General features: G+C 41.1%; 26 protein-coding genes and 1 pseudogene. 20 read left to right on the plus strand and 7 right to left on the minus strand.

Annotated elements, in window-relative coordinates:
- Positions 1 to 118, plus strand: a pseudogene (locus tag QMF37_RS13915) (IS30 family transposase); the annotation flags it as partial.
- Here the strand turns inward: QMF37_RS13915 and QMF37_RS13920 are convergent.
- A complete protein-coding gene (locus QMF37_RS13920) occupies positions 105 to 932 on the minus strand; it encodes a GNAT family N-acetyltransferase (RefSeq protein ID WP_283478591.1) in 828 nt (275 codons plus the stop codon). The pseudogene QMF37_RS13915 and the gene QMF37_RS13920 overlap by 14 nt on opposite strands.
- Positions 933 to 1,140: 208 nt before the next feature.
- Between QMF37_RS13920 and QMF37_RS13925 the strand changes: the two genes are divergently transcribed.
- The 4 genes from QMF37_RS13925 to QMF37_RS13940 all read left to right on the plus strand — a co-directional run bounded on the left by QMF37_RS13925 (position 1,141) and on the right by QMF37_RS13940 (position 5,525).
- On the plus strand, positions 1,141 to 2,067 hold the full coding sequence (locus QMF37_RS13925; protein WP_071153517.1) for a manganese-dependent inorganic pyrophosphatase: 927 nt from the start codon (positions 1,141 to 1,143) through the stop codon (positions 2,065 to 2,067).
- A 212-nt stretch (positions 2,068 to 2,279) separates the two neighbouring features.
- Positions 2,280 to 2,987: a DsbA family oxidoreductase gene (locus QMF37_RS13930; protein WP_071153542.1), complete on the plus strand. Its 708-nt coding sequence runs from the start codon at positions 2,280 to 2,282 to the stop codon at positions 2,985 to 2,987.
- A gap of 110 nt (positions 2,988 to 3,097) precedes the next feature.
- Positions 3,098 to 3,736, plus strand: a complete 639-nt coding sequence (locus QMF37_RS13935; protein WP_071153518.1) for an FMN-dependent NADH-azoreductase — start codon at positions 3,098 to 3,100, stop codon at positions 3,734 to 3,736.
- A 241-nt stretch (positions 3,737 to 3,977) separates the two neighbouring features.
- On the plus strand, positions 3,978 to 5,525 hold the full coding sequence (locus tag QMF37_RS13940; protein ID WP_078080104.1) for an FAD-dependent oxidoreductase: 1,548 nt from the start codon (positions 3,978 to 3,980) through the stop codon (positions 5,523 to 5,525).
- 201 nt (positions 5,526 to 5,726) lie between these two features.
- Here QMF37_RS13940 and QMF37_RS13945 read toward each other — a convergent pair whose 3' ends face one another.
- On the minus strand, positions 5,727 to 6,248 hold the full coding sequence (locus QMF37_RS13945; protein ID WP_078080105.1) for a YceI family protein: 522 nt from the start codon (positions 6,246 to 6,248) through the stop codon (positions 5,727 to 5,729).
- A gap of 201 nt (positions 6,249 to 6,449) precedes the next feature.
- On the opposite strand from QMF37_RS13945, the gene murB reads away from it, so the two are divergent.
- The 4 genes from murB (at position 6,450) to QMF37_RS13965 (ending at position 10,616) form a co-directional block, all read left to right on the plus strand.
- Positions 6,450 to 7,367 (plus strand): UDP-N-acetylmuramate dehydrogenase, encoded by a 918-nt coding sequence (gene murB, locus QMF37_RS13950; protein ID WP_078080106.1) that lies wholly within the window; start codon positions 6,450 to 6,452, stop codon positions 7,365 to 7,367.
- Positions 7,368 to 7,530: 163 nt separating this feature from the next.
- On the plus strand, positions 7,531 to 9,897 hold the full coding sequence (locus tag QMF37_RS13955) for a penicillin acylase family protein (protein WP_283478594.1): 2,367 nt from the start codon (positions 7,531 to 7,533) through the stop codon (positions 9,895 to 9,897).
- Between the two features lie 36 nt (positions 9,898 to 9,933).
- Positions 9,934 to 10,287 carry a fluoride efflux transporter FluC gene (locus QMF37_RS13960; RefSeq protein ID WP_058386419.1) on the plus strand — a complete coding sequence of 118 codons (354 nt, stop codon included), beginning with the start codon at positions 9,934 to 9,936 and terminating at the stop codon, positions 10,285 to 10,287.
- Positions 10,284 to 10,616, plus strand: a complete 333-nt coding sequence (locus tag QMF37_RS13965) for a fluoride efflux transporter FluC (RefSeq protein WP_149456405.1) — start codon at positions 10,284 to 10,286, stop codon at positions 10,614 to 10,616. The genes QMF37_RS13960 and QMF37_RS13965 overlap by 4 nt, the downstream gene beginning before the upstream one ends.
- A 50-nt stretch (positions 10,617 to 10,666) precedes the next feature.
- Here QMF37_RS13965 and QMF37_RS13970 read toward each other — a convergent pair whose 3' ends face one another.
- Both QMF37_RS13970 and QMF37_RS13975 read right to left on the minus strand, forming a co-directional pair.
- Positions 10,667 to 11,086, minus strand: coding sequence for a universal stress protein (locus tag QMF37_RS13970; RefSeq protein WP_058386417.1), 420 nt, complete (start codon positions 11,084 to 11,086; stop codon positions 10,667 to 10,669).
- A gap of 12 nt (positions 11,087 to 11,098) precedes the next feature.
- Entirely contained in the window at positions 11,099 to 12,565 is a 1,467-nt protein-coding gene (locus QMF37_RS13975) for a SulP family inorganic anion transporter (protein ID WP_283478596.1), read from the minus strand.
- Positions 12,566 to 12,886: 321 nt separating this feature from the next.
- On the opposite strand from QMF37_RS13975, the gene QMF37_RS13980 reads away from it, so the two are divergent.
- The 3 genes from QMF37_RS13980 to QMF37_RS13990 are packed head-to-tail and all read left to right on the plus strand — an operon-like array spanning position 12,887 to position 16,445.
- Positions 12,887 to 13,243, plus strand: a complete 357-nt coding sequence (locus tag QMF37_RS13980; protein ID WP_058386415.1) for an ArsR/SmtB family transcription factor — start codon at positions 12,887 to 12,889, stop codon at positions 13,241 to 13,243.
- Positions 13,236 to 15,305 carry a heavy metal translocating P-type ATPase gene (locus tag QMF37_RS13985; protein WP_071153520.1) on the plus strand — a complete coding sequence of 690 codons (2,070 nt, stop codon included), beginning with the start codon at positions 13,236 to 13,238 and terminating at the stop codon, positions 15,303 to 15,305. Before QMF37_RS13980 ends, QMF37_RS13985 begins: the two co-directional genes overlap by 8 nt.
- Positions 15,306 to 15,326: 21 nt before the next feature.
- Positions 15,327 to 16,445 carry a GNAT family N-acetyltransferase gene (locus QMF37_RS13990; protein ID WP_283478598.1) on the plus strand — a complete coding sequence of 373 codons (1,119 nt, stop codon included), beginning with the start codon at positions 15,327 to 15,329 and terminating at the stop codon, positions 16,443 to 16,445.
- 137 nt (positions 16,446 to 16,582) lie between these two features.
- On the opposite strand, the gene QMF37_RS13995 is transcribed toward QMF37_RS13990, so the two are convergent.
- Positions 16,583 to 16,738, minus strand: coding sequence for a lmo0937 family membrane protein (locus QMF37_RS13995; RefSeq protein ID WP_143039509.1), 156 nt, complete (start codon positions 16,736 to 16,738; stop codon positions 16,583 to 16,585).
- Between the two features lie 172 nt (positions 16,739 to 16,910).
- Here QMF37_RS13995 and mntR point away from each other — a divergent pair, with 172 nt between their 5' ends.
- From mntR to QMF37_RS14020, 5 genes are all read left to right on the plus strand, one after another.
- Entirely contained in the window at positions 16,911 to 17,342 is a 432-nt protein-coding gene (gene mntR, locus QMF37_RS14000) for a transcriptional regulator MntR (protein WP_058386412.1), read from the plus strand.
- A gap of 12 nt (positions 17,343 to 17,354) precedes the next feature.
- Positions 17,355 to 18,215, plus strand: a complete 861-nt coding sequence (locus QMF37_RS14005; RefSeq protein ID WP_058386411.1) for a CvfB family protein — start codon at positions 17,355 to 17,357, stop codon at positions 18,213 to 18,215.
- A gap of 53 nt (positions 18,216 to 18,268) precedes the next feature.
- On the plus strand, positions 18,269 to 19,156 hold the full coding sequence (locus tag QMF37_RS14010) for a DUF1002 domain-containing protein (protein ID WP_058386410.1): 888 nt from the start codon (positions 18,269 to 18,271) through the stop codon (positions 19,154 to 19,156).
- Between the two features lie 366 nt (positions 19,157 to 19,522).
- Complete coding sequence (locus QMF37_RS14015; protein ID WP_071153524.1) at positions 19,523 to 19,804, plus strand: GNAT family N-acetyltransferase; 282 nt, start codon at positions 19,523 to 19,525, stop codon at positions 19,802 to 19,804.
- Between the two features lie 389 nt (positions 19,805 to 20,193).
- On the plus strand, positions 20,194 to 20,751 hold the full coding sequence (locus QMF37_RS14020; protein WP_058386408.1) for a DUF4064 domain-containing protein: 558 nt from the start codon (positions 20,194 to 20,196) through the stop codon (positions 20,749 to 20,751).
- Between the two features lie 81 nt (positions 20,752 to 20,832).
- Here QMF37_RS14020 and QMF37_RS14025 read toward each other — a convergent pair whose 3' ends face one another.
- Complete coding sequence (locus tag QMF37_RS14025) at positions 20,833 to 21,324, minus strand: GNAT family N-acetyltransferase (RefSeq protein WP_058386407.1); 492 nt, start codon at positions 21,322 to 21,324, stop codon at positions 20,833 to 20,835.
- Between the two features lie 97 nt (positions 21,325 to 21,421).
- Here QMF37_RS14025 and QMF37_RS14030 point away from each other — a divergent pair, with 97 nt between their 5' ends.
- Positions 21,422 to 21,868: a GNAT family N-acetyltransferase gene (locus tag QMF37_RS14030; RefSeq protein ID WP_058386406.1), complete on the plus strand. Its 447-nt coding sequence runs from the start codon at positions 21,422 to 21,424 to the stop codon at positions 21,866 to 21,868.
- A gap of 93 nt (positions 21,869 to 21,961) precedes the next feature.
- Entirely contained in the window at positions 21,962 to 22,354 is a 393-nt protein-coding gene (locus tag QMF37_RS14035) for a hypothetical protein (protein WP_071153525.1), read from the plus strand.
- A gap of 152 nt (positions 22,355 to 22,506) precedes the next feature.
- Here QMF37_RS14035 and QMF37_RS14040 read toward each other — a convergent pair whose 3' ends face one another.
- Positions 22,507 to 23,634, minus strand: coding sequence for an MFS transporter (locus tag QMF37_RS14040; RefSeq protein WP_283478600.1), 1,128 nt, complete (start codon positions 23,632 to 23,634; stop codon positions 22,507 to 22,509).
- A gap of 103 nt (positions 23,635 to 23,737) precedes the next feature.
- Here QMF37_RS14040 and QMF37_RS14045 point away from each other — a divergent pair, with 103 nt between their 5' ends.
- A complete protein-coding gene (locus QMF37_RS14045; RefSeq protein ID WP_058386403.1) occupies positions 23,738 to 24,634 on the plus strand; it encodes a diacylglycerol/lipid kinase family protein in 897 nt (298 codons plus the stop codon).
- The last annotated feature ends 121 nt before the right edge of the window (positions 24,635 to 24,755 follow it).

The following is a 24,755-nucleotide window of genomic DNA, read 5'->3' on the forward strand; positions in this document are numbered from 1 at the left end:
CATTTCCTCAGTGGCTGACAAACGGAATAACATCCCACGGAAGTCGCTGGATTATCGCACACCCTTGGAGGCATTTTTGAGTCACCTAAATGGAATGGGTCTGTCTAGCTTAAATTGACAAACGGATAGTCTAAAAACTTAGCTAAATAAATTTCGTTATGGGGTTTGTTGTTTATTATCATGGATTTTTGTCGAATGCCTTCAGATTTAAAACCAGCTTTTTCATATAAGTTACGGGCCGATTCATTTTCTTCGACGACCGTCACTTCTAGCCGGCTAATGCCTTTTTCTTTAGACCATTCTTCAGCTTTTTTAAGCAAGGATTTAGCGATTCCTTTCCCTTGTGCATCTTTTTGTAGACCAAGATCGATGAAGGCGCGGTGTGCAGCACGTTTTGCGTCATTGCCCACAATCATCAAATAGCCCACATGCTGTCCATTGAGAATGGCAATGATAATAGTCGAATAGCCACTTTGTTTCCACTCGATAATTTGTTTGCGAACTTTTTGTGTGGATTGTGTACGTTCGTCTTTAGCGTAGAGCATGAAATCAGATTCAGATTCTACAACTTTTTGTAGAGCGGCAAGAGACCGCGCATCCCCATGCTCTGCTGTTCGAATCAATAGAATATCCTGATCTTCATCATCGTCTGTGCCTGTTCCATTTGTAGAGTCGATTCTTTCAAAGACGACAAAGCGATCTGGCTCGACGTCGCTAACAAAATAACCAGCATCTGCCCATGCATGAAAATGTTTAGCTGGTGCTTTTACTTTTTTCCACCAGCTTTTATTCAAGTAGGCGGCATTAGGTAAATTCTGTCCCATAATTTGCTCGATTTCAGAAAATGTTAATCGTATTGAAGAATTTGTCACTCCGGAAAAATAATTAGCCAGAGGAATGTATTTCTTTTCCAGTAAAATAGTCACAGGCATCTCTTCCTTCCACCTAACTTTAGATTAGTTAGTCATATTATACCATTGGCATATGCTAAAGTACATAATAAATTTTAAAAATACTGATAATTCTATAAACTTAATGGTTTGTTAGTTGTATTTACTATTTATAAAGTCTAATTTTTTCAATTGCTGTTAATATGATAGAATAAAAACAGAAACTAAGTATTTCAGGAGGCTACTATTCATGTCAAACGTTTTAGTATTAGGTCATAAAAATCCGGACACAGATTCAATTTGTTCGGCTATTTCATATGCGTATTTAAAAAATGAAATGGGCATGCTTGCTGAACCAGTTCGTTTAGGTGAAGTAAACAACGAAACTTTATTTGCTTTAAACACTTTTAAGTTTGATGAGCCAAGATTGGTGACACAAGTTGCGAAGGAAGCTACACAAGTAATTTTAGTGGATCACAACGAACGTCAGCAAAGTGCTGATGATATCGGAGATGTTCAAGTGATCGAAGTGGTGGACCATCACCGCATCGCCAATTTTGAAACGATGGATCCTCTTTATTTCCGTGCAGAGCCAGTTGGTTGTACAACTACCATCATCTTAAAACTATTTAAAGAAAATAATGTGGAAGTCCCTTCTAATATAGCAGGTTTGATGCTATCCGCCATTATTTCGGACTCGCTTCTTTTTAAATCGCCGACTTGTACTGAGCAAGACGTCAAGGCTGCTGCAGAACTCGCAGAAATTGCTGGCGTCGATGCACAAAGCTATGGTCTGGATTTATTGAAAGCTGGAGCTGATTTGAGCAATAAAACGTTAGAAGACTTAATCTCATTGGATTCAAAAGAATTCGAAGCAGGCGACCACCGTTTTGAAGTTGCTCAAGTTAACGCAATTGATGTAGAAGAAGTTATGGTTCGCCAAAAAGAACTAGAAGTATTAATGACAAATGCTATTCTAACAAAAAAATTAAATTTATTCATGTTTGTTGTCACGGATATCCTTAATAATAATTCAGTGGCTATCGTGCTTGGTAAAAGAGCAGACATCATCGAAAGTGCATTTAAGTCAAGTGTGGTTGATCACCGTGTCTTATTACCGGGCGTTGTGTCACGCAAAAAGCAAATTGTTCCTGTAATTACAGAAGCGTTAAGCTGATTCCCTTATGGGGATCAGTTTTTTAGTTGAGCTAGAATTGAGAATCTCTTCAGCTACTTTCCTTGTTCTCTATGTGGCTGAAAAGATACCACTTCGCCACCGCGCCTTATGCCCGTCAGGTTTAGTACGATCGCTTGCGCTTTTCTTTGTCACAGGCAAAAAAATTGAGTGCTGTTGTTTTCGTTGCTATAGTTAATGTCGAGGTGAACGATATGAAAATTGAAGTTTGGTCAGATTATGTGTGCCCATTCTGTTATATAGGCAAGAGGACTTTAGAGAAAGCGCTGGTTCAATCGGGTTTTGAAAGTCAGGCGGAAGTTACGTTTAAGGCTTATCAATTGAATCCAGATGCGCCAATCAATTCCACTACTCCAACTTATGAAAGTTTAGCGAAAAAATATGGACAGACTATAGAACAAGCGAAAGAAATGACTGAAGGCGTGGCGCAGCATGCCCGCTCTGTTGGTTTGGAATACAATTTTGATAATATGGTAGAAGCGAACACGTTAGCTGCTCATCGTTTAGTGAAATGGGCTGAAACACAAGGGAAAGATGCAGAGCTGACTGAACAGCTAATGCATCATTATTTTGTGGAAGCAAAAAATGTCAGCAATTATGAGGTTTTATTGACACTCGCAGAAACGATTGATTTGCCGCGTGAAGAAGCAGAAAAAGTGTTGGAATCGGACCAGTTTATGGGACAGGTCCAGTTGGACATTGCAGAAGCTGGTCAAATCGGCGTGCAAGGCGTACCATTTTTTGTGGTCAATCGTAAGTATGCCATTTCCGGAGCCCAGCCAGTAGAAGCTTTTGTGGAAGCGTTAGAGCAAATTGCTGAAGAAGAAGGAATTCGTCCTAAATTAAAACCGCTTGGTAAGAAAACCAGCTATTGCACAGGAGATTCGTGTGATGGCTTATAAAATACCTGAGCAGAGTAATTGACTTTTACTCTGTTTTTTTATTAAAATTAATGAGATTTTCAAATCGATAGTACTAGTTTTTATATGATGACAAGAGGAGTTTTAAACTAATGACAAACGTTTTAGTAGTAAAAGCAAATAATCGCCCATCATCTGAAGGGGTATCGAGCAAAATGTATGAAGTGTTTATGGATTCGATCGGCACAGATACAGAACTTGATATCAATACGTTCGACGTTTTCAAAGAAGATATGCCGTATTTCGGCCAGGACTTTTTTGATGCAATGCAAAAATCAGCAAAGGCCGAAGAAATGACTGAGCTAGAACAGCGCATTTTGACAGCGGCTAACAAAGCAATGGATGCATTTATGGAAGCTGATGTGGTTGTTTTTGCATTCCCATTATGGAATAAAACAATTCCTGCGCCATTGCAGACGTTCATCGACTACGTTTACCGTGCAGGTGTGACATTCAAATATACGGCTGAAGGCCCAGTCGGTCTTGTGCCTAATAAGAAAGTCATTATCTTGAACGCACGTGGAGGAGTTTATTCAACACCAGAAATGGCCCCAGCTGAAATGAGTGTCAACTACATTCGGTTGATTATGGACTTCTTCGGAATCACTGACATTGAAGAAGTGATCATTGAGGGACACAATATGTACCCTGATCGCGCGGAAGAAATCAAAGCTGAGGGAATGCAGCGTGTAGAACAAGTTGCCAATTCATTAGTTAAAGTAAATGCATAATATAAAGTGATAAAGACGACCTTAACGGGTCGTATTTTTTAATTTAGACAGTAAATCCAGCGAATTGGACAGTAAAGGAGATGAAATGGACAGTATTTCTGAAATCTGGACAGTATTCGAGCTCTTTCCGACAGTATATCCAAATAATTGGAGAATGATGCTTTTCGAATAGCTAAGCTGATTAAGAATTTGTAATAGGGGTAGACATCTATAAAAAGCTTTCTAAGGAGGAATGACGCAAGTGCAGAGTAATGGCGAGAGTCGAGTTCCGGAAGAGCAAAAGTCTTATTGGAGAGAATACAAAGATATTCCAAACTACCCCGCTTTGCAAGAAAATGAGTCTACAGATATAGCGGTTGTAGGGGGAGGAATGGTGGGGATCATTAGTGCTTATTTGCTGGCAAAAGCTGGTAGAAAAGTGACATTGATTGAAGCTGGGAAATTAGTCGATGGCGTAACAGGGCGTACGACGGCGAAAATAACAGCGCAGCATGGCCTGTATTATGATTCGTTGATTAACATAGTCGGACAAGAACAAGCAAAACTCTATTATCAGGCGAACATGGAAGGGTTGAAATTTATAGAAGGAACTGCCCATGAACTTGATATCGATTGTGATTTTTCTCATCACAATGCGTTTGTTTATGCGCATACAGCTACAGGTGCAAAACTGATTGAAAAAGAAGCGGAAGCCTATCGGCAACTAGGCATTGACGGCGAATTGGCAAAAGAAGAGGCGGAGTTGCCGTTTCCTATTACAGAAGCGGTAGTCATGCGCAATCAAGCACAGTTTCATCCAGTAAAATTTTTGGCAGGCCTGGTGAAAGAAATTGAGCGACTAGGCGGGAAAATTTACGAACAGACACGTGCAATAAAAATTTTGAGCAAAAACGATCCGGTCATTCAAACTGAAAATCTTTCACATTTATCATGCAATAAAGTGATTGTTGCTAGCCATTACCCATTCAATGATTTTGACGGTTTGTATTTTTCGCGTTTATCCGTCAATCGTTCGTATGCCATTGCAGCTAAAGTAAGCGGCAATGTTCCAAATGATATGTACATTAGCGGAGATTTGCCTTCGCGTTCTCTGCGTTATGCAATAGATGAAAATGGCGAAAAACTATTGCTAATTGGTGGCGATGGCCATACGACAGGTAAAAGCTCAAGTCAGACGATGGAGCATTATCATAATCTTGAGAAGTTTGGCGACGAGCATTTCGGAATTCAAGAGATTCCGTATCGCTGGTCGTCTCAAGATATGACGACGCTCGACAAAATCCCTTACATCGGAACAATTACTGCGGGCTATGACAATATTCTAGTAGCGACTGGTTTTCATAAGTGGGGCATGTCGAACGGCGCATTAGCAGGTATGATGCTGTCAGATCAAGTGCTCGGTATCGAAAATCGGTATGCTGCTTTGTTTAATCCAACCCGCACAAAAGTCAAAACAGAAGACGCCAAGAATTTTGCGAAAGATAACGCATCCGTTGCTAAGGCATTGGTTACAGGTAAGCTGAAAAGACCATCAAGAAAAGTTGAAGACTTAGGCAAAGACGAAGGGGCATTAGTGAAAGTCGGCAAGAAAAAAGCAGGCGGTTACCGGGACGAATTCGGTCAAGTCCATCTCGTCGATACCGCATGTACCCACATGGGATGTGATGTTGCTTGGAATGACGCCGAGCGTTCTTGGGACTGCCCATGTCACGGTTCGCGGTTCTCCTATACCGGAGACGTACTAAACGGACCCGCGGTTAAACCATTGAAAAAGATCGAAGAAGTATAGAAAAGCGCAAGCGCCCGTGTAGCACCGACAGGCATAAGACAGACTGGCAGAGCGGCGCATTTTGCCGCACAGCCGGGATGACTTATGACCCGAGGTGTTGGGCGCAGGAGTCTGGACAAAAAAAGCGCAAGCGCCCGTGTAGCACCAATACGTAAAAAGCAGTGAGAGGAAAAATCCTCTCACTGCTTTTTACTGGGCTTTTTAAGCGGGAGTGCCTTGTAATTCCAGTGTGATTTTGATGTCTTCACCGACCATCACGCCACCTGCTTCAAGCGCCTGGTTCCACGTTAGACCGAAGTCTTGACGATTTATTTTTCCGGCTACGGTAAATGCTACTATTTCGTTGCCCCATAAGTTGGTACCTTTGCCGCCGTACGCTACTTTGAAAGTAGTTGGTCGTGTGATGTTTTTCATGGTGAAGTCACCAGTTAATTCATAATTGTTGTCTTTTTTTACAATGTCATTAGCGGTAAATGTGATGTATGGAAATTGCTCAGCGTTGAAAAAGTCAGCGGAAAGAAGATGTTGGTCGCGGTCTGAGTTATTGGTGTTGATGCTGGTGACATCGATTTTAAAGTCGATTGATGCACCCTGCAAATTTTCTTCATTGGCTTCAACGTTTGCTTCATAAGAAGTGAAAGAACCTTTTATATTCGAGATCATCATGTGTTTTACAGAAAAGCTAATTTCTGAATGTGTTGCGTCGATCGTCCACTTTTTCAAATCAACTACCTCCTGGTCCGACTTACAACCCTAAATATAGCCTCATCAAATTTCAAAGTCAATCGTTTTTGATGAACAAGTCTCAGATTCGAGAGAATGTTTAATTGGACTTTTGACCTGAACTTTGTTATATTGCTTGTCAAATCAGGCTGAAAATTAGATACTAGTAGAAGCTATAAGTTTAGAAGGGATTTGCTTTAGATGACGAAAGAACAATGGTTGGTAGATTTGCGTGTTTTTTTAGCAGATGATCACGTTAAAATGGATGAACCGCTACACCTTCATACATTAACTAAAATGGGTGGGCCAGCTGATATCTTTGTGGCACCAACGACTGAAGATGAAACTGCATTTACAGTGAAATACGCATATACAAACAATATCCCTTTATTACTTCTTGGAAATGGATCGAATATGGTCGTTCGAGATGGAGGGTTTCGTGGCATCGTTCTAACTTTAAAGAGTTTACAAACGATCCATATAGAAGGTACGAAAGTTTATGCTCAAGGTGGAGCAAATATTAAACAGGTATCAAAAACCGCTGCAGCAAAACAACTGACAGGATTTGAATTTGCTTGTGGAATCCCAGGTTCTATCGGTGGAGCCATGGCGATGAATGCCGGTGCTTATGGCGGAGAAATTAAAGATATTATCGTTCAAGCAACAGTTCTTTCGAAAGAAGGAGAAAAACGGGTGTTGTCTAAGGACGATTTAGGTCTTGGTTATCGAAAGAGCATTATTACAAAAGAAGGATTTTACGTGTTGTCTGCTGAGTTTGAATTAGAGGTGGGTAAACAAACGGTTATTGATGCCAAAATGAGTGAATTGACGTATCAGCGTGAAACGAAACAACCGTTGGAATTTCCTTCCGCAGGCAGTGTCTTTAAACGACCGCCTGGTAATTTTGCAGGAAAGTTAATTCAAGATAGCGGCTTGCAAGGACGAGGGTTTGGCGGTGCGGAAGTTTCTACTAAACATGCAGGGTTTATTGTTAATAAAGACAATGCCTCAGCCAACGATTATATCCAGACAATTGAGATGGTTAAAGCAACTGTTATGGAAAAATTCGGTATTGATTTAGAACTTGAAGTGAAGATTGTAGGAGAAGATCGAACTTGATTTGTCGGATGTCCCTTAAAAGGGGCATTTTTTTTAGGTGTAAAATACAAGAAAGACTTCGCAGCCTCTTTAGAGTGGGTAACTGAGCGCAGGATTTTTTAGAAAAAAGGTATTTTTCCTTCGCTAGTCGAATGAAGTACGATAAGAAAGAGGAGGAAAGTTAATGGAGAAAAAAGTGAAAAAAAAGACGTGGCTTAAATGGCTTTTAGGTGTTCTGGGTGTTCTTGTCACAGTGGCGGTAGCAGCACTCATATTTGTAAGCGTTTACATAACCAAGTCTAAGCCTGTTATTGAAGGACAAGTGGCAGTAGCTATATTGGATACCGATGCAACAGTTACACGCGATGAAATTGGAGTTCCTCATATACAGGCAGACACAGACGCAGATCTTTACCGGGCGCAAGGGTATGTGCAGGCGCAGGACCGGATGTTCCAAATGGATTTATCGCGCAGACAAGCGAGTGGGCAATTGGCAGAAGTAATCGGAGCAGATGCAGTCGATACTGATAAGTTTTTCCGAACTTTTAGTTTGCGAGATGCTGCTGAAAAATCTTGGGAAGGCTACGATGCAGAAGCTAAGCAAGTACTAGAATGGTATACAGAAGGCGTCAATGCTTATATGGAAGAGGCAAAAGAAAATGGTGATTTGAGTTTTGAATTTGCGCTTCTCGGTTATGAACCTACCGAGTGGACAACAGTAGATTCGCTGACAATCGGCAAATTCATGGCTTATGATCTTGGAGGACATTGGAACACACTTGCTGTTCGCCACTGGGCATTGAACGAATTTCCAGAAGACAAAGCGCGCGAGTTATTTATCCAATACCCTGAAAACGCACCGGCAATTTTGGCGGCAAATAAACAACAGTCAGTCAAAGTAGCAGGTGAATTCGACACTTCTGTGATTCCACCTGAATTTAACGGCAGCAACAACTGGGTGGTGTCAGGTGACAAAACAGCGAGTGGTAAACCTTTGCTCGCAGATGATCCGCATCTTGGTCTTAGTACTCCGTCTATTTGGTACCAGATGCATTTAGAATCACCTAAACAAAATGTAAGTGGAGTTATTTTTGCTGGTATTCCTGGAATTATTCTTGGTCACAATGAAGAAATTGCTTGGGGTGTTACTAATGTTGGACCGGATGTTCAGGACCTTTATATCGAAACACCCAATCCTGAAGATCCGACACAGTTTCGTTATGAAGGAGCATGGGAACAAGCAGAAGTAAGGAAAGAGCCCATCAAGGTGAAAGACGGAGAAACGGAAGACTTTGAAGTGTTGGTGACAAGGCATGGTCCTGTTGTTTCGAATATACTGTACGACAAAGAACAGGCAGGAGCGGTCTTTTCCATGCAGTGGACAGCTCTTGAGCCGACACTTGAATTACAAGCAGTACTAAATTTCAATAAAGCATCCAATTGGGAAGAATTCGAACTGGCGCTAGAAGATTTTCAAGCACCTGCGCAAAACTTTGTCTTCGCTTCCACAGATGGAACAATCGCCTATAAAGCAAATGGTCGGATTCCTATCCGAAAATCAGGAGATGGACAATTACCAGTTCCGGGAGATTCAGCTGACTACGGCTGGGAAGGCTATATACCTTTTGATGAGCTGCCACGATCGGTCAATCCAGAAGAAGGGTTTATTGCGACAGCGAATAATGAAGTGATTGACAATGCTTATCCTTATCACATTACTGATTTCTGGGCGCAACCGTATCGTTATGAACGGATTGCGGAGGTGCTAGAAGCATCAGATGAATTGACAGCGCAGGATATGATGGATTTGCAGATGGATCAGAAGAATTTATACGCCGCTGAATTTTTAGTGGATATGATTGCTACGGTACGTAGTAAAACGGATGACTACGATGAAGTATTGACAATGCTCGAAGAGTGGGACCAAGTTGATAGTAAAGAACAGGCTGCGCCTTTAGTGTTCCATAAATGGATTAAGCAATTACCGGAGACTTTGCTTGCCGAAGAGTTTCCGAAAGACGTTTTTAAAATGTTGGATGGAAAAAATCACATCACGGATGAAATGATGCGCAATGCATTTGCTGGGAAAGAAGGCGTTTGGGTAACGGAATACGGTGGTGTGGAAAAATGGCTTGTGGATTCACTAGAGACAGCGGTTACTGAAATTGAAGGTGAACAAGGGACGGACTTGGCTGAGTGGAACTGGGGAGAGCAACATCAATTAACTTTCCCACATCCACTAGCAAGTGCATCTCCAATTTTCGCTGAATTTCTTAATCCAGATCCCGTGCCAATTGGAGGTTCTAACATTACCGTGCAAGCTGCGGCATCTACGCCAGAAGGTAATGTTGATCACGGAGCATCGTGGCGTTTTGTAGCAGATCTTGCGGATTTATCGAGCGCTTATCATATTGTGGGTCCTGGACTGAGTGGGCATTTGAAATCGGATTACTTCCATAACCAAGTGGACGATTGGGCTGAAGGGGATTTCCACGAAACCGAAATCATCGATGACGTGGAAGGATCGATATTAATATTAAAAGCTGAATAAGTTATACTGGAAGAAAACAGATGCGAGGCGGTTGAAATGAAAAGAATACTGGCGGTAGGGCTTGGCGGAATGATCGGATCGCTTTTGCGTGCAAGCATATACATGGCGGTCGCAGAAGGATTGGGTCTTTGGCTTGTCAATATAGCGGGTAGCTTTTTAATTGGACTAGCGGCTGTTCGATTAACTCGGAAATCGGCAGAGCTGAGGTTATTGATATCAACCGGGTTGTTAGGGTCGTTTACGACGTTTTCAGCATTTTCAGCTGACTGGTTCCACCAGCTAGAGTCGTCTATCTGGTGGGGCTTGGTTTTTGCTATGACGATGACAGTTGCGTGCATTGCAGCAGCAGGAGCAGGTCTGTGGACTGGTCGAAAAGGAGTACCGTCATGATCGGTATCGCAATTGGTGGATTTTTAGGAGCAATCACGCGTTACGTATTTTACTTATTGGTTGAAAGTCGATTATGGCAGCCAAAAGTCGCAACTTGGCTAGTTAACAGTATTGGTTCATTGGTACTTGGTCTATTTATAGGCAGCGGCAATTTGTCGGTTTTTTGGATTACTGGATTTCTTGGAGCTTTTACAACGTTTTCAACGATGGCTTTGGATGTTGTAAAAGATTTAGAGGGCGGCAAATGGTTAACAGGCGGCGGCTACGTTTTACTCACTGTAGTCAGTGGAGTTGTGCTGTTTAGCTTAGGCTATGGTTACATGCTTTAAAAGATCCCTTTGCGAAAATCGCAAAGGGATCTTTTATTAAGTAGCTAAATTTATTTGACGATAATAACGGGTGCCTCAACGCGTTTAGCCACTTTATGGCTGACGCTGCCAAGTACCATTTCTTGCAATGTGTTTAATCCGCGGCTGCCGATCAAGACGACATCGTAACCAGTCTCATTAGCATGTTTGACAATGGTTGGTCCAGGAACACCGTGAAGCGTCTTCGTTTCAAAGTTAATACCAGCAGACCGGAAGATTTCTTCGAGTGGTACTAGATGCTTACGACGTTCCAAATGAACTTCGTCGCTGCTTTGGCCATGAAGAATTTCTGTCCGTGCTTTTTCATAATCGATGACATAAAGCAAAGTGACAAAAGCCTGTGGATTAGTTTTGGCCATTCTGACGGCTTCATGAGCAGCTCGTTTTGAATGATCCGAGCCATCTGCTGCCACTAAAATTTTCTCATACATAAAGCATTCTCCTTATGATGTGCCTTTACTTGCAGTACTGAAGGTTGCTAGTTTGTCTACAAGCTTTTGACTTGAAGTATTTAACCCGACAATCTCAACAGACTGTCCTTGTGCTTGCAGTTTGTTCATGACCCGGTCGATTGCTCCAACGCCTGAGTCGTCCCATACCGTTGCATCCGAAAAGTCCAATACAACTTGTTCAGAAGCTTCAACTTTGTCGAATGCAGAAACAAAATCTTGTGAAGAAGCGAAAAATAATTGTCCATGTATGGTATATCTATTCGACACATTGGATTCTAATCCTTCTTTACGCACTTCGACCTTAGAAATTTTAGCGGCAAACAACATAGCGCTTAAAATAACACCGGCAAATACACCTTTTGATAAATCATGTGTATAAACAACAACTACAACTGTTAACAACATAACGATCGCATCAGCTTTTGGAGCTGTCGCTAAATACTTGAACGAACTCCAGTCAAAAGTACCGATGCAAACCATTACCATAATGCCAGCTAGAACAGGCATTGGAATTTGGACAACCCAATTGCCCAAAACGATAATGAGGAACATTAGGAAGGCCCCAGCAACAAAGCTTGACAATCGTCCACGTCCTCCAGACTGAACGTTAATGCCTGATTGTCCGATCATCGCACAACCTGCCATTCCACCGAAAAAGCCAGTAATAATGTTTGCAATGCCTTGTCCCCGCGCTTCTTGGTTTTTATCGGATCCAGTTTCTGTTGCATCATCAATAATCGACGCAGTTAATAAAGACTCGAGCAAACCGATAACGGAAAGTGCTAAGGCAGTTGGGAAAATAATTTGTAAAGTTTCGAAATTAAATGGTACGCTCGGGATAAAGAAGCTTGGCAATGTTTGTGAAATGGTACCAAGACTACCGACATTTTGCATATCGATTCCACTGTATATAACAACACCTGTCAAGACAAGAATTGCAATCAAAGGTGCTGGAATAGCTGTGAAAAAACGAGGCAAAATATAAACAATCGCCAACGTAACGCCAACAAAAACGTAAGTCAACGCATTAATGCCGAAAATAAACGGTACTTGTGCCATGAAAATCAAAATTGCTAACGAGTTGACAAAACCAATCATGACAGCCCGTGGGATAAATTTCATAAAACGGGCAACTTTTAAAAGACCAAAAATTAACTGCAACACACCCGTTAGCACGGTGGCGGCTAGTAAATAGTCCAGACCATGATCACGAACTAGCAAGACCATAGCGAGTGCCATAGCTCCCGTTGCTGCCGAAATCATACCTGGCCGTCCACCGACAAAAGCGATGATGACGGAAATTGAAAACGAAGCGTATAAACCAACCATCGGATCGACACCCGCGATGATTGAGAAAGCAATCGCTTCCGGAATAAGTGCAAGTGCGACAACAATTCCGGCCAAAACGTCTCCGCGGATATTGCCGAACCATTGTTCTTTATAAGATAGTGTATTCAAAAATGTTCACTTCCTTCTATTATAATTTTCCTTGATCCAGGCTGTTGAAAATCAACTGTTTCTATTAAAAGTCTTAGTGGGTTGACTTCATACCTCATCTTTTTTATGAAAACTAATGAGAAATCACTCATTGTCTAACAGCTTTAGAACGGGTAGCAACGTATTAGTTAGTGAATTTGTTCACTAACAGGCTATAAAACTGTATCACCTTTTTTTTAGTATGTAAATACAATTCATTCAAATGGACGTTTGACTGTCGCTGCTAGAGCGAATATACTGAAAGAAACAATCAAACATTTATTTGAATGAAAGAGGTGCCGTATGAAAGAATTGTGTGAAGTGACGAAGGTCCATCCAGAAGTTGTTGATCGTGTACAAGAAAGTATGACCGACCTGAGCGATGTAGCGAACTTATTTAAAGCGCTGGCGGATGAAACAAGACTGAGTATCGCATACGCCTTAACAATAGAAGAGGAAATGTGCGTCTGTGATATTGCAGCGGTCATTGGGTCCTCTACAGCAACAGCTTCCCATCATTTGCGTTACTTAAGAGAAAGAGCATTGGCGAAATCTGAGCGCAAAGGAAAACAAATTTACTATTCCTTGTCTGATGATCATGTTCGTCAATTGGTGACAATTGCTCACGAACACACGAAAGAAGGTGTGGAGATTGGTTAAAACCTATCGTTTGGAAAATTTATCGTGTACTAGCTGTGCAGCTAAATTTGAAAAAAACGTCTTGAATTTGCCTGAAATCAAAAATGTTAATTTGAATTTTGGTGCGTCTAAACTAACGATTGATGGGAATGTAACGATCGAAGCGCTTGAAAAAGCAGGTGCTTTCGATCATATCCGTGTCTATCCTGAAAAACAAAAGATCAAGCATGTTCCTTTCTACCAACGACGCCAGACGATAGAGACCGTTCTATCACTACTGCTATTGATCGCTGGAATTATCGTATCGTTTCAACTAGACGAAACGCATCCTTGGTCGATTGCGTTATTTGCGGGTTCTATGGCAATAGGTGGTTATCATATGTTTTGGACTGGGCTGAAAAATCTCAGTGGCTTCCAGTTCGATATGAAAACCTTAATGACGATTGCAATCATTGGTGCCGTCATTATTGGCGAATGGCGTGAAGGTGCTGTAGTGGTCTTTTTGTTCGCTGTCAGTGAAGCGTTAGAATCGTTCTCTATGAACAAAGCCCGTCAGTCGATTCGCAGCTTAATGGATTTAGCGCCAGCGCGTGCATTCATTCAACGCGGCGGCGAACTGATGGAGTTGGATACAGAAGATATTCGCATAGGAGACGTGCTAATTGTTAAACCGGGACAAAAGATCGCCATGGATGGAACTGTTCTACGCGGACAATCCGCCGTTAATCAGGCAGCGATTACAGGAGAGTCAATTCCTGCAGTCAAAACAGTCGGAGATGAAGTTTTTGCAGGCACGATGAATGAAGAAGGAGCACTTGAAGTCACGGTTACAAAACGTGTCGAAGATACTACCATCGCCAAAATCATTCATCTTGTCGAAGAAGCACAAGCTGAAAAAGCACCGACTCAGAAATTTATCGATCAGTTTGCAAAGTACTACACACCAGCAGTCATTGTCATCGCTTTTTTAGTCGCATTAGTTCCAGGATTTCTAACGGGTAACTGGGAAATTTGGGTGTATCAAGGATTAGCCGTACTTGTAGTAGGATGTCCGTGCGCATTGGTTGTCTCTACGCCCGTTGCGATAGTGACAGCTATCGGCAATGCTGCACGCCAAGGAGTACTCATTAAAGGCGGTATTCATTTAGAGGAAACCGGACGGATCAATGCCGTTGCTTTTGACAAAACGGGAACGTTAACGAAAGGATATCCTGAAGTGACGGATGTTTTAGTGCAAGACGCAATTGAACGACAAGAGTTGTTGAATCTTGCAGCATCCGTAGAAGCAATGTCGCAGCATCCCTTAGCTAGAGCTATCACAAAACAAGCAGCAAGCACATATCCTTCTGAAAACTTCAATTCCGTTACAGGTAAAGGTGCATATGCCACTGTTAATGAAACAGTTCTTTACGTCGGTAGTTTAAATTGGGCTGAAGAAAAAGGCTTACGTATTCCTGAAAAAGCGCGTAAACTGCAAGAGAGTGGAAAATCTGTGACAGCTGTATTTTCAGAAACGGTATTGCTCGGCATTATCGCGGTAGCCGACGCTATTCGTACAGAAAGCCCTTCGATTATCGAAAAACTAAAAGGAATGGGCATCAACCAAATTATCATGTTGACTGGAGATCATCCAGCAACAGCAACAGCCATTGCAGCAGAAATCGGCGTCACAGATGTCCGAGCAGGATTAATGCCAGAAGATAAATTATCAGCAATTAAAGAACTGCAAAAACAGTATAGGCGAGTAGCAATGGTCGGAGATGGCATTAACGATGCACCGGCTTTAGCGGCTTCAAGTATTGGTATTGCAATGGGCGGAGCAGGAACAGATGCCGCACTTGAAACAGCGGACATCGCATTGATGGCGGACGATTTGGAAAAACTTCCTTACACGATTCGACTCAGCCGAAAGACATTGCGTATAATAAAAGAAAACATCGTCTTTGCGTTAGGACTCAAGATTATTGCATTGCTGTTAATTATTCCAGGCTGGTTAACTTTATGGATTGCTATTTTTGCAGACATGGGTGCCACGCTATTGGTTATTTTGAATGCGTTACGTCTTGTGAAAGTTCAGAAGTGAGGTACGTTTGGAGGTTTTGTATTGAAGTTAACTGAGTGGACAATGGAAGAGCAGGAACAGCTAATTCATTTTATGACAACAAATTCGTGGCCTTTTCATGGTCATGAACATCCAGTCCGAGCTTTGATTGAGAAAACAATTGAAGAAGGCGGTTATAAGTCAGATCAAGTAACGACGTTTTGGATTGAAGACGAAGAAAACCAACAAGTCGGCTTAGTGAAAATATTTGATTTGCAAGACGATATTCCCCTTTTTGATTTGCGAATTGCGGATCCTTATCGTAACAAGGGCTATGGTCCAAAAGCATTAAAAATGATTGCAGATTTTGTTTTTTCATTATCAGAAAAGAAAATTCGTCTAGAAGGTAATACGCGCCATGATAATTTTGCGATGCGTAAAGCTTTTGAACGAACAGGCTTTGTCAAAGAAGCTCATTTGCGGCAAGCGTGGTTTTCTCCACGGGAAAACCGCTATTACGATGCAGTGACTTATGGCATGACCCGTGAAGACTGGCAGGCAGGAATTACCACGCCGGTCTTGTGGGACGATACCGTAATCGAGACGCAAGAATCACCTTTCAATCCGGTTCTACTCGATTTTCCCGACGAGTTTGAGTCGGAGCGATTGCTCATACGGGCACCTAGAAGAGAAGATGCACAAGCTAGTTACGAAGCTGTTATGCATTCTCTAGAAGCATTCCGACCTTGGCTGCCATTTGCGCAACAAAAGCCCGACCTGGCACAAACCGAAGCGACGTTAATTGAAGCTGCCGCAGATTTTAAATTGCGTAAAGATTTGCGATTGCATTTTTTCTTGAAGGAAACTGGGCAATTTATTGGTTCTACGGGACTTCACCGGATTGACTGGGAAGTGCGGAAATTTGAAATTGGCTATTGGGTCGATAGCCGTTTTGAGGGGAAAGGGTTTGTTACAGAGGCAGTAGAGCGCATTACGCGATTTGCTTTTGAGGAACTGGGCGCTAATCGTGTCGAAATTCGCTGTGATCCTGACAATGTTCGCAGCCGTGCAGTAGCACACCGGTTAAATTTCGAATTAGAAGGCATTTTGCGCAACGATACGATTTCCCGTGTAGGAAACAAACTTCGCGATACGTGTGTTTATGCTAAAATCCACCAATAAGCTTTAAAAAAGCAGGTAAGGAGAATGTTCTCTCCTCCTGCTTTTGCTATTAGACGAATAAACAAAAAAGAGTTGCCACCAAAAGTCAGGTAAGATGACTTTTGAGACAACTCTTTTGTTTGTGATAAATAAGGCAGTTATAAGCCCTTTCGTCCGGTAATTAAGTTGATAACTAGAATAATTGCAGCAATAACTAAAAGAATGTGTATGAGTCCGCCACCAACTTGCATTAAGAATCCGATAAGCCATACTACAATAATAACTGCAAGAATAATCCAAAGAATACGTGCCATTTTTTTCACCTAACCTTTCTACTTAAATATTTATTATACTAAGTACTTACCCCTAAGATAATTGCCTTAAACCTTTCTGAAAAATGAATTGTTTTACGGTGAACTCAGTCCAGTTGTTTCAATGATGGCGGTATAGTAAACTGAACATAGCTACGTGAGGGAGGAAAGAATTTTGCCTACTCCAAGTATGGAAGACCACATTGAAATCATTTATTCTTTAATTGAGCAAAAAGGCTATGCGCGTGTATCGGATATCGCGGAGGCCTTATCCGTGTTACCTTCATCTGTAACTAAGATGGTACAGAAGCTGGATAAAGATGGCTACTTGATATACGAACGCTATAGAGGCCTTGTGTTAACGCCTAGAGGCCAGAAACTTGGCAAACGGTTATTGGAACGACATGGCTTGCTCGAGCAATTTCTCCAATTGATCGGTGTAGATGAAGAACGAATCTATGAAGATGTTGAAGGCATTGAACACCACTTGAGCTGGAATTCAATCGATCGGATTACCGATTTGGTCCAACTACTTGAAGAAAGCCCGGATTTTAGGGACAAACTGGAACAGTTAAAAAAAGAAGGAAAAGATAGTGAACAGAAATAGGAGGAGCTAATTATGGCGTTACACCCAGGATTAAAAGCATTACTACAAGTGAAAGATCGTTCGACATCGCAATGGATTTTATCAGATGGCTCAGGCGATGAAGTAATGATGAACGAATCAGAAATAGAAGAAGGCCAGGAAATTGGAGAAGAAATTGAAGTTTTTCTTTACCGCAATCGACAAGGTGGCGTTTCAGCAACTCCGATGATTCCGCATATTCTGCCAAGTGAGTATGGCTGGGCTAAAGTATTAAAAGTATCTCAGCGTGAAGGTGCAGTAGTGGATATTGGCACGACACGTGAAGTGTATTTGTTGCCTGCGGACCTTCCACAAATTTTGGAGTTGTGGCCAAAACAAGGTGATCATATTTTTATGACACTTCGAACAGATCGTCACGGTGATTTGTACGGACGTCTAGCAACCGAAGAAAAAGTACTAGAATTGATGCAACCAGCTCCGGAAACAGTTTTCAACCAAAACTTACAGGCACGTGCTTATCGATTATTGCCAGTCGGTACGTTTATGCTATCTGTACCTGATATGCACCGAATTTTCATCCATGAAACTGAACGTCAAGAAGAGCCGCGTTTAGGAGAAGAAAAAACAGTTCGTATTATTGGCGTAAAAGATGATGGAACATTGAATGGTTCTTTATTGCCGCGCAAACAAGAACGCTTACTGGACGATTCTGAACAAATTATGCGTTATCTAGAAGAGTCAGGCGGACAAATGCCATTTACCGACAAGTCTTCTCCAGACGAAATTCAAGAAATTTTCGGCATGAGCAAAGCTGCTTTTAAGCGTGCTATTGGTAAATTGTATAAAAATCGGCAGATCATCCAAGAAGAAGGATGGACTAAGTCAACTAAGTAAAGGAACCTTTTCAAGTTAATTTCGTATTAATTTGAAGAAAGGGGCAAGTTAACATGAAAAAAATAATGACTGTCATAGCATTACTGTTTACACTGTCTGTCGTATTGCCGTCATACAGTTCGGCAAATGTCGGCATTAACGAGAAATTCGGTCTGCCAATCGTCGTCTATGGAGGGAATTTATCAGCTGATGAAAAAGCATCTGTAGCTGACAGCCTAGATGTCGCAGAAGAAGTAGATGTAGAAGAAATTGAAGTGACCGGTGAAGATTTGATCAAGTACATTAAAGACGGAGATTCCCGTGCCAATATGTATTCATCTGCTAAAATTACTCGTAAAGATGAAGGCGCAGGATTAGTCATTAACATCGTGACACCAGAAAACATCACACAAGTGACTTCTGAAATGTATGGAAATGCTATGCTGACAGCGGGTATCGAAAACGCTACAGTAGAAGTTGCGGCACCAAAAGCGGTAACTGGCCATTCGGCACTTGTCGGAATCTACAAAGCCTATGAAGTAAATGGTGAAAAGTTGGATCCAGAACGGACAGATGTCGCCAATGATGAGTTAACTGTGGCAACTGAACTTGCAGATGGCGGGATAGAAGATGCTAAAGTCAGTGAGTTATTAACTGAAATCAAAAAACAAATTGCTGAAAAAAATCCTGCATCTCGCGAAGAAGTAGAACAAATTGTTGAAGAACAATTGAGCAAACTTCAAATTGAGTTGAGTCCAGAAGACCGTCAATTATTAGTAGATTTGATGGACCGCATTCGTCAATTGGATATTGACTTTTCAAAGTGGTCAACGCAATTGGAAGACTTGAGTAAGACGATTGAGGATAAGCTTACGACAATCGTTAATGACGAAGGCTTCTGGGAAAGTGTGAAATCTTTCTTTAAAAAAATAGCCGATACAGTTAGCGGTTGGATAAACTAATTTGAAGCAGGCATACTCTCCTTTCGAGAATGTGTCTGTTTTTTTGTTGAATCAAATGGTTTGCAGGAAATAAAAGTGAATGATAGGATAAGTTTGTTATCTTGAATTCGAGATAAGAACAATTTCATAAATCGGGGTATATGTCGTTAATTTGGGTTTCTAACGCAAGTGAAAAAAATCAAAGGATAGCTACTCTGTAAAGAAGAGCAAGCTATTTAGGTTTTTTTAACAGGAGATAAAGGTCTGCTTGGCGAAATACATATAAACAAACGTTCGTAACTTTCGATATTTTAGTAACGGAACATATTGAAATTGACGTGTTTTTATCTGTTGAAGAGGAATTAGTGAATAGGAGGAGACTGAAAAATGGATTTTAAATTGGTTGAATTAGGCAGTGATGAATTTGCTTACCGTCTGGAAGTAGAAGGCGTTATGAAAGCAGAGATTGCGTGGACGAAGTTAGCTGACGTGATGGTGATTGAACATACTTTTGTCGATGAATCAATGCGCAACAAAGGTCTGGCTAAAAAATTATTAGACCAGGCGGTGAACTTTGCTCGCGAAAATAATTTTAAAGTAGAGCCCGTTTGTTCTTATGCAGTAACTGCTTTTGATCGTTACAAAGAATACGACGATGTGAAAATATAAAAAATTATACCCTGTTCTATTAGCTATACCAACAAAAAAGGCATACAAAAAGCAATCCTCTTTCAAATGAGTGGATTGCTTTTTGTTAATAGTCTGCTATGTAGTTTTCCATTCATTACCTCCACTTAAATGCTGGTTATAAAAAGAACAATGGCTGTCAAAATTGATGCTCCACCAACTCCGTACATAAAATCTGCTTGACTAAAAATTAGATTTTTTTCCATTTTTTAGAACTCCTTTCAAATCTTTGTTATTAATAAAATACCCAGAAGAGAGCTGTTTAAACAGGTTTTATTAATTTAATTAAGGGAAAAGCATAAAGTAAGCAACTAAACTCTGCAATTATTACGTATACTAGCTTAAGAACTCAAAAGAAAGAGGTGAATCGCATGATTCAGAACACCGTGAATCGAGCGGGTGAAAAAGTATTAGGTATTATTGGAATTGTTTTTAACATTTTAGCAATGGCTTTAATCGGTTTTGCGATGGTCAGTTATTCGACTATGCCAGAGATGCGACAATTCATGGAAGAGGAAATGTTAGCAGATCCGACAATAACAAATCCAGAGGATGTACAGTTAATGCTAGATATGATGTCTTCAGGTTTTAATGTTGTGGGATGGGTAACGATTGCATTATTGGCGCTAAGTACAATTTTGGCGATTGTGGCGCTAATCAATCTTCGTAAAAAAGGGAAAGCATCGATTGCTGGCGTATTCTTTATTATTGCAGGATTGTTTGCAGGATTGTTGTCATTAACGTCTATTCTGTTTTACATCGCTGCCATTATGTGTTTTGTCCGAAAACCTCGGATAGAGTCAAATCAGAATTTACGTGGTGATGATTTTAAATACCAAGAAGATCAGTTGCACCGCAAAGAAGATTCATTACGTAACGACGATACAAAAATACGTAATGATGATGACACCCCTTACCGTCCGCTATAGGAGTGTTCCACAAATAAAAAAGACGTTCAGGCTGAAATCGCCTGAAGGTCTTTTTTATTGAATTTATAAAAACAGCCACCTCTACAAGGCGGCTGTTTTTAAGTAGTAAACGTATTTGGCAGTTTGCAAAGGATGTCCTTCGAATAATTCTTCGAATTCCTCCAAAAACTTAAAGCCGTTCGTTTCATAGAAGTTGCGACCCTTTGTATTTTCACTTTCAACGTAGACAAATAACTGATGGCCATTGGTAAGATGACTTAAGCCACTGTCAAATAATTGCTTACCGTAACCGGAACGTTGAAATTCTGGTTTCATGTAAATAGCGATTAGCTCAGCATCGCCATCCTCATCGACTTTCGTGAAGTTGGCAAAACCGACAGGCTGCCCTTCGTGTTCTGCCAGTAATAAAATGGTTCTTTTTAAACGCATCTCCATCATCGGAGTAGAATAGGATTTATCGAGAAAACTTTCTTGAACAGTAGAGGGAATGATTCCTGCATACGTATCATTCCAACTCACTTTGGCGATCTCTTGAACAGATGAGATATCTGCAGATGTACCGGTACGAATCATGTAATCACCTCTGAAATTCTTTCTGCAATCATATCAAAAATAAAGGTGAATAGCCACTAATGTGGAATAATAGAAGTAAAGGGGTGACTATTAAGATATGGATTTTAAAATCTATCAGTTTGATGATTTATCAGCACGCACATTATATGATGTGCTAAAGTTGCGAGTTGATGTATTTGTAGTTGAACAAAACTGTCCTTATCCAGAAATAGATGGTTTGGACCAGCAAGCTATTCATTTACTTTACAGTGAAAATGACGCGATATTGGCCTATGCGCGATTAGTTCCGGCTGGTCTCAAGTATGAGTTTCCGTCAATTGGTCGAGTTATCGTTCACAAAGAGGCAAGAGGACGCGGGTTAGCCAAACAATTGATCGAGAAGAGCATCGACTATATTTCGGAACAATGGCAGGCGCAGGCAATTCAATTGCAAGGACAAGTATACTTGCAAGAGTTTTATCAATCTTTTGGATTCCAGCCTACTTCAGAAAGCTATGATGAAGATGGAATTCCGCACGTTGACATGAAGTGGACGCGTAATTAACTGTAATACTTTTGACATCTAATTTAGGATTAGCTTTGTGAAAAGCGGGGTAAATAGTAAGTAATGAAAAAAACGGATAAAGGAGTGCTGTAAATGGCAAGAGGAAGAGGTCTCTTATTAGCAGGTTTAGCTGCTGGAGCATATGCATATTTTAAAAATCCTGAAAATCGTGAAAAAGCCACTAAGGCTTTTAATGATACGAAAGTGAAGGTGAATTCTTACATGGAATCACAAAATTTGAACAAAAACGATCATTCAACTGCAAATGATGATAATGTCTCAGACACTACAGAAGATCGAGAAGAAAAAATGGTTGCAGAAGGTGGAGCAGCCGCAAGCATCCAGTACTACAACGAACAACAACAAAAAAAGAAAGACAACGAAACTAGTGATGTGAAGTTGTCATCAAACGACGCTGGTAGCGAAAAGGCTGAAAACACGAAGTCAGCTACTCCAGAAACCAAAATTAATACAGATAATTTATAAAGATAAGAGGCTTTCACGTACGTTTCTGAAACCAAAATTAGTGGAGAAAACATACCTAATCTTCTCCAGCTGTTCTTGCAACAAAAAGACAAAAGGGCTGTCGTCAAAAGTCATGTTTCATGACTTTTTGGGACAGCCCCTTTTACTACCGATTATTTCTTTAAAGTCAGCACATTAAGTAAAGCAGAAGCAACTAATAAAGAGCCACTGACAATAAATCCTTGATTGGGATTGAGGGCTAAAGCCCCTGTAATACCAGAACCGACAACGACACCAGCGGAGAAAAAGGCGTAAAAGTAACCATAGGATCTTCCACGAGACGAAGTGCTGGTCGAATCGATTAAAATGGAATTGATGGACGGAAACAGCAAAGCAAATCCAAGTCCATAAAAACACATACCCACATAAAGCAACAGTTCGGTTGACACCAAACTTACAAAGAATAATGAAACTCCCATGATGGTAAATCCAGCGATTAACGTATAAATGGGTTTAACGATGTCAAAAATTCGGTTGGTTGGGAGCAGAAATACTAAGATTGCAGAAATTCCGAAGGTGCTCAACAACAAGCCGCTAAGTTGAGAATCGAATCCAAGGCTATCAACTTTAAGTGGCAACATATAAGCCAGCACACCTTGTGAGAACATCAGGAAAAAGGCACCTGAAAAAGAACGAATCAATCCGATATTTTTTAGAATATCTATCAAAGACGCAGAGTTTTTGATAGTTTTGTGTTTTGTTACGGCGGTTCGACGCAAGGCTAAAAAGGCCGCTACGCCAACAAGGAAAATCATCGTTCCGGTTAGAAGCATCGTTTCAGGAACATTGTTTCGACTTGTATAGACAGCGCCGTAAGCTGGCCCGACAATCGCAGCTAAACCGATAAAGGCGCCTGATATGGCTGCTCCTTTTCCACGCTTAGCTGTTTCTGTTCGATTGGCTAAGTACGTGAAGGCCGCGGGAACTACAAGTCCAGCTGCTAAGCCGTGCAGAAATCGCACGGCGAGTAAACTATAGGGCCCGTCAATTAAGGAGTAGGTGAATAATGTGGTACTTGTCGACAATAGTCCAACGACTAAAATTGCAAATGGGCCTTTTCGATCGGAAAAAATGCCCGAAATAATATTTCCGAACGTATTCGATAACGAATACATACCAACTGCTAATCCGGCGATAAAAGGACTAGCGCCTAGAGATACCGCATACGTACTCATGATAGGTAGCTGGGCGAACAAGTCGAAGAAAGAAAAAAAGATAATCACATAAATGAAAATACGCAAGACGGTTCCTACTTTCCTTAACAATTACAGTTTTCAGAATTTGTCTGCCCAGACATAAGGCACATGACAACTATAAGTGTATTATACCATTGGAGGTCTGATGATGAAAAAAGCAATGTTTATATTAAATCCATCTTCCGGAAAAGAACAAGCTTCTGAATACCGCGACCAAGTTGAAAAGACACTCGTCTCAATGGGATACGAAGTAGATACAAGAGAAACTAAAAAAGCAAAAGATGCTACCCATTTTGCAGCAGAAGCCTGTGAGAAAGAATACGATTTCATCGTGGCGATGGGCGGAGATGGTACGATTAACGAGGCGGTATCAGGAATAGCTGAACAGTCTCATGAGCCACTTTTTTCGCTGATTCCACTTGGTACGGTCAACGATTTTGCGCGAGCTTTGGGAATTTCCTTGGACCCACCGTCCGCTATTGAAGCGCTTAAAACGGGTTACGAAAAGCGTGTAGATATTGCTAAAGTCGGAGAACAGTTCTTTATGAATATACTGGCAATTGGTGCTATTGCCGAGTCCACTTATGATATCGATCCAGCAAAAAAAACCAAATTGGGGGCGTTGGCCTATTTTATTGAAGGGGTAAAGGCCATTGCGGCTGACTCAGAAACCTATTTCGAAGTTGAACATGATAATGGGCTATGGTCTGGAGAAGCGAAATTAGTGCTCGTCGCTTTAACGAATTCAGTAGGTGGATTTGAAAAACTAGCGCCTGACGCCTTAACAGATGATGGTCTACTGCATCTATATATTGTGAAAAATGCTGCTTTGCCAGCTTTTGTCCGCATTGCAACTTCAGTACTTAGAGGAAAGTTAGAAGAAGATCCAGCAGTAGAAGTCATTCATACAACAAAAGTATCGATTAAAACAAATGAACCGTTATCTAGTAATATTGATGGAGATGAAGGCTGCGCAACTCCATTTATCATTGAAGTATTACCGCGCCATATCCGTGCGTTAATTCCACCAAACGAGGATGAATAACAGCGGAATTTGTATTCTGCTAGTTAAAATGTAATGGCACAACAGATATGACGACCACACAGGAATTTACAGTAAGTCTGATTTCTATAGATTACTCTGGATTCCTGTTAAAATTAAGTTT

The organism is Planococcus sp. S3-L1, from assembly GCF_030063085.1.
GTDB lineage: Bacteria > Bacillota > Bacilli > Bacillales_A > Planococcaceae > Planococcus > Planococcus kocurii.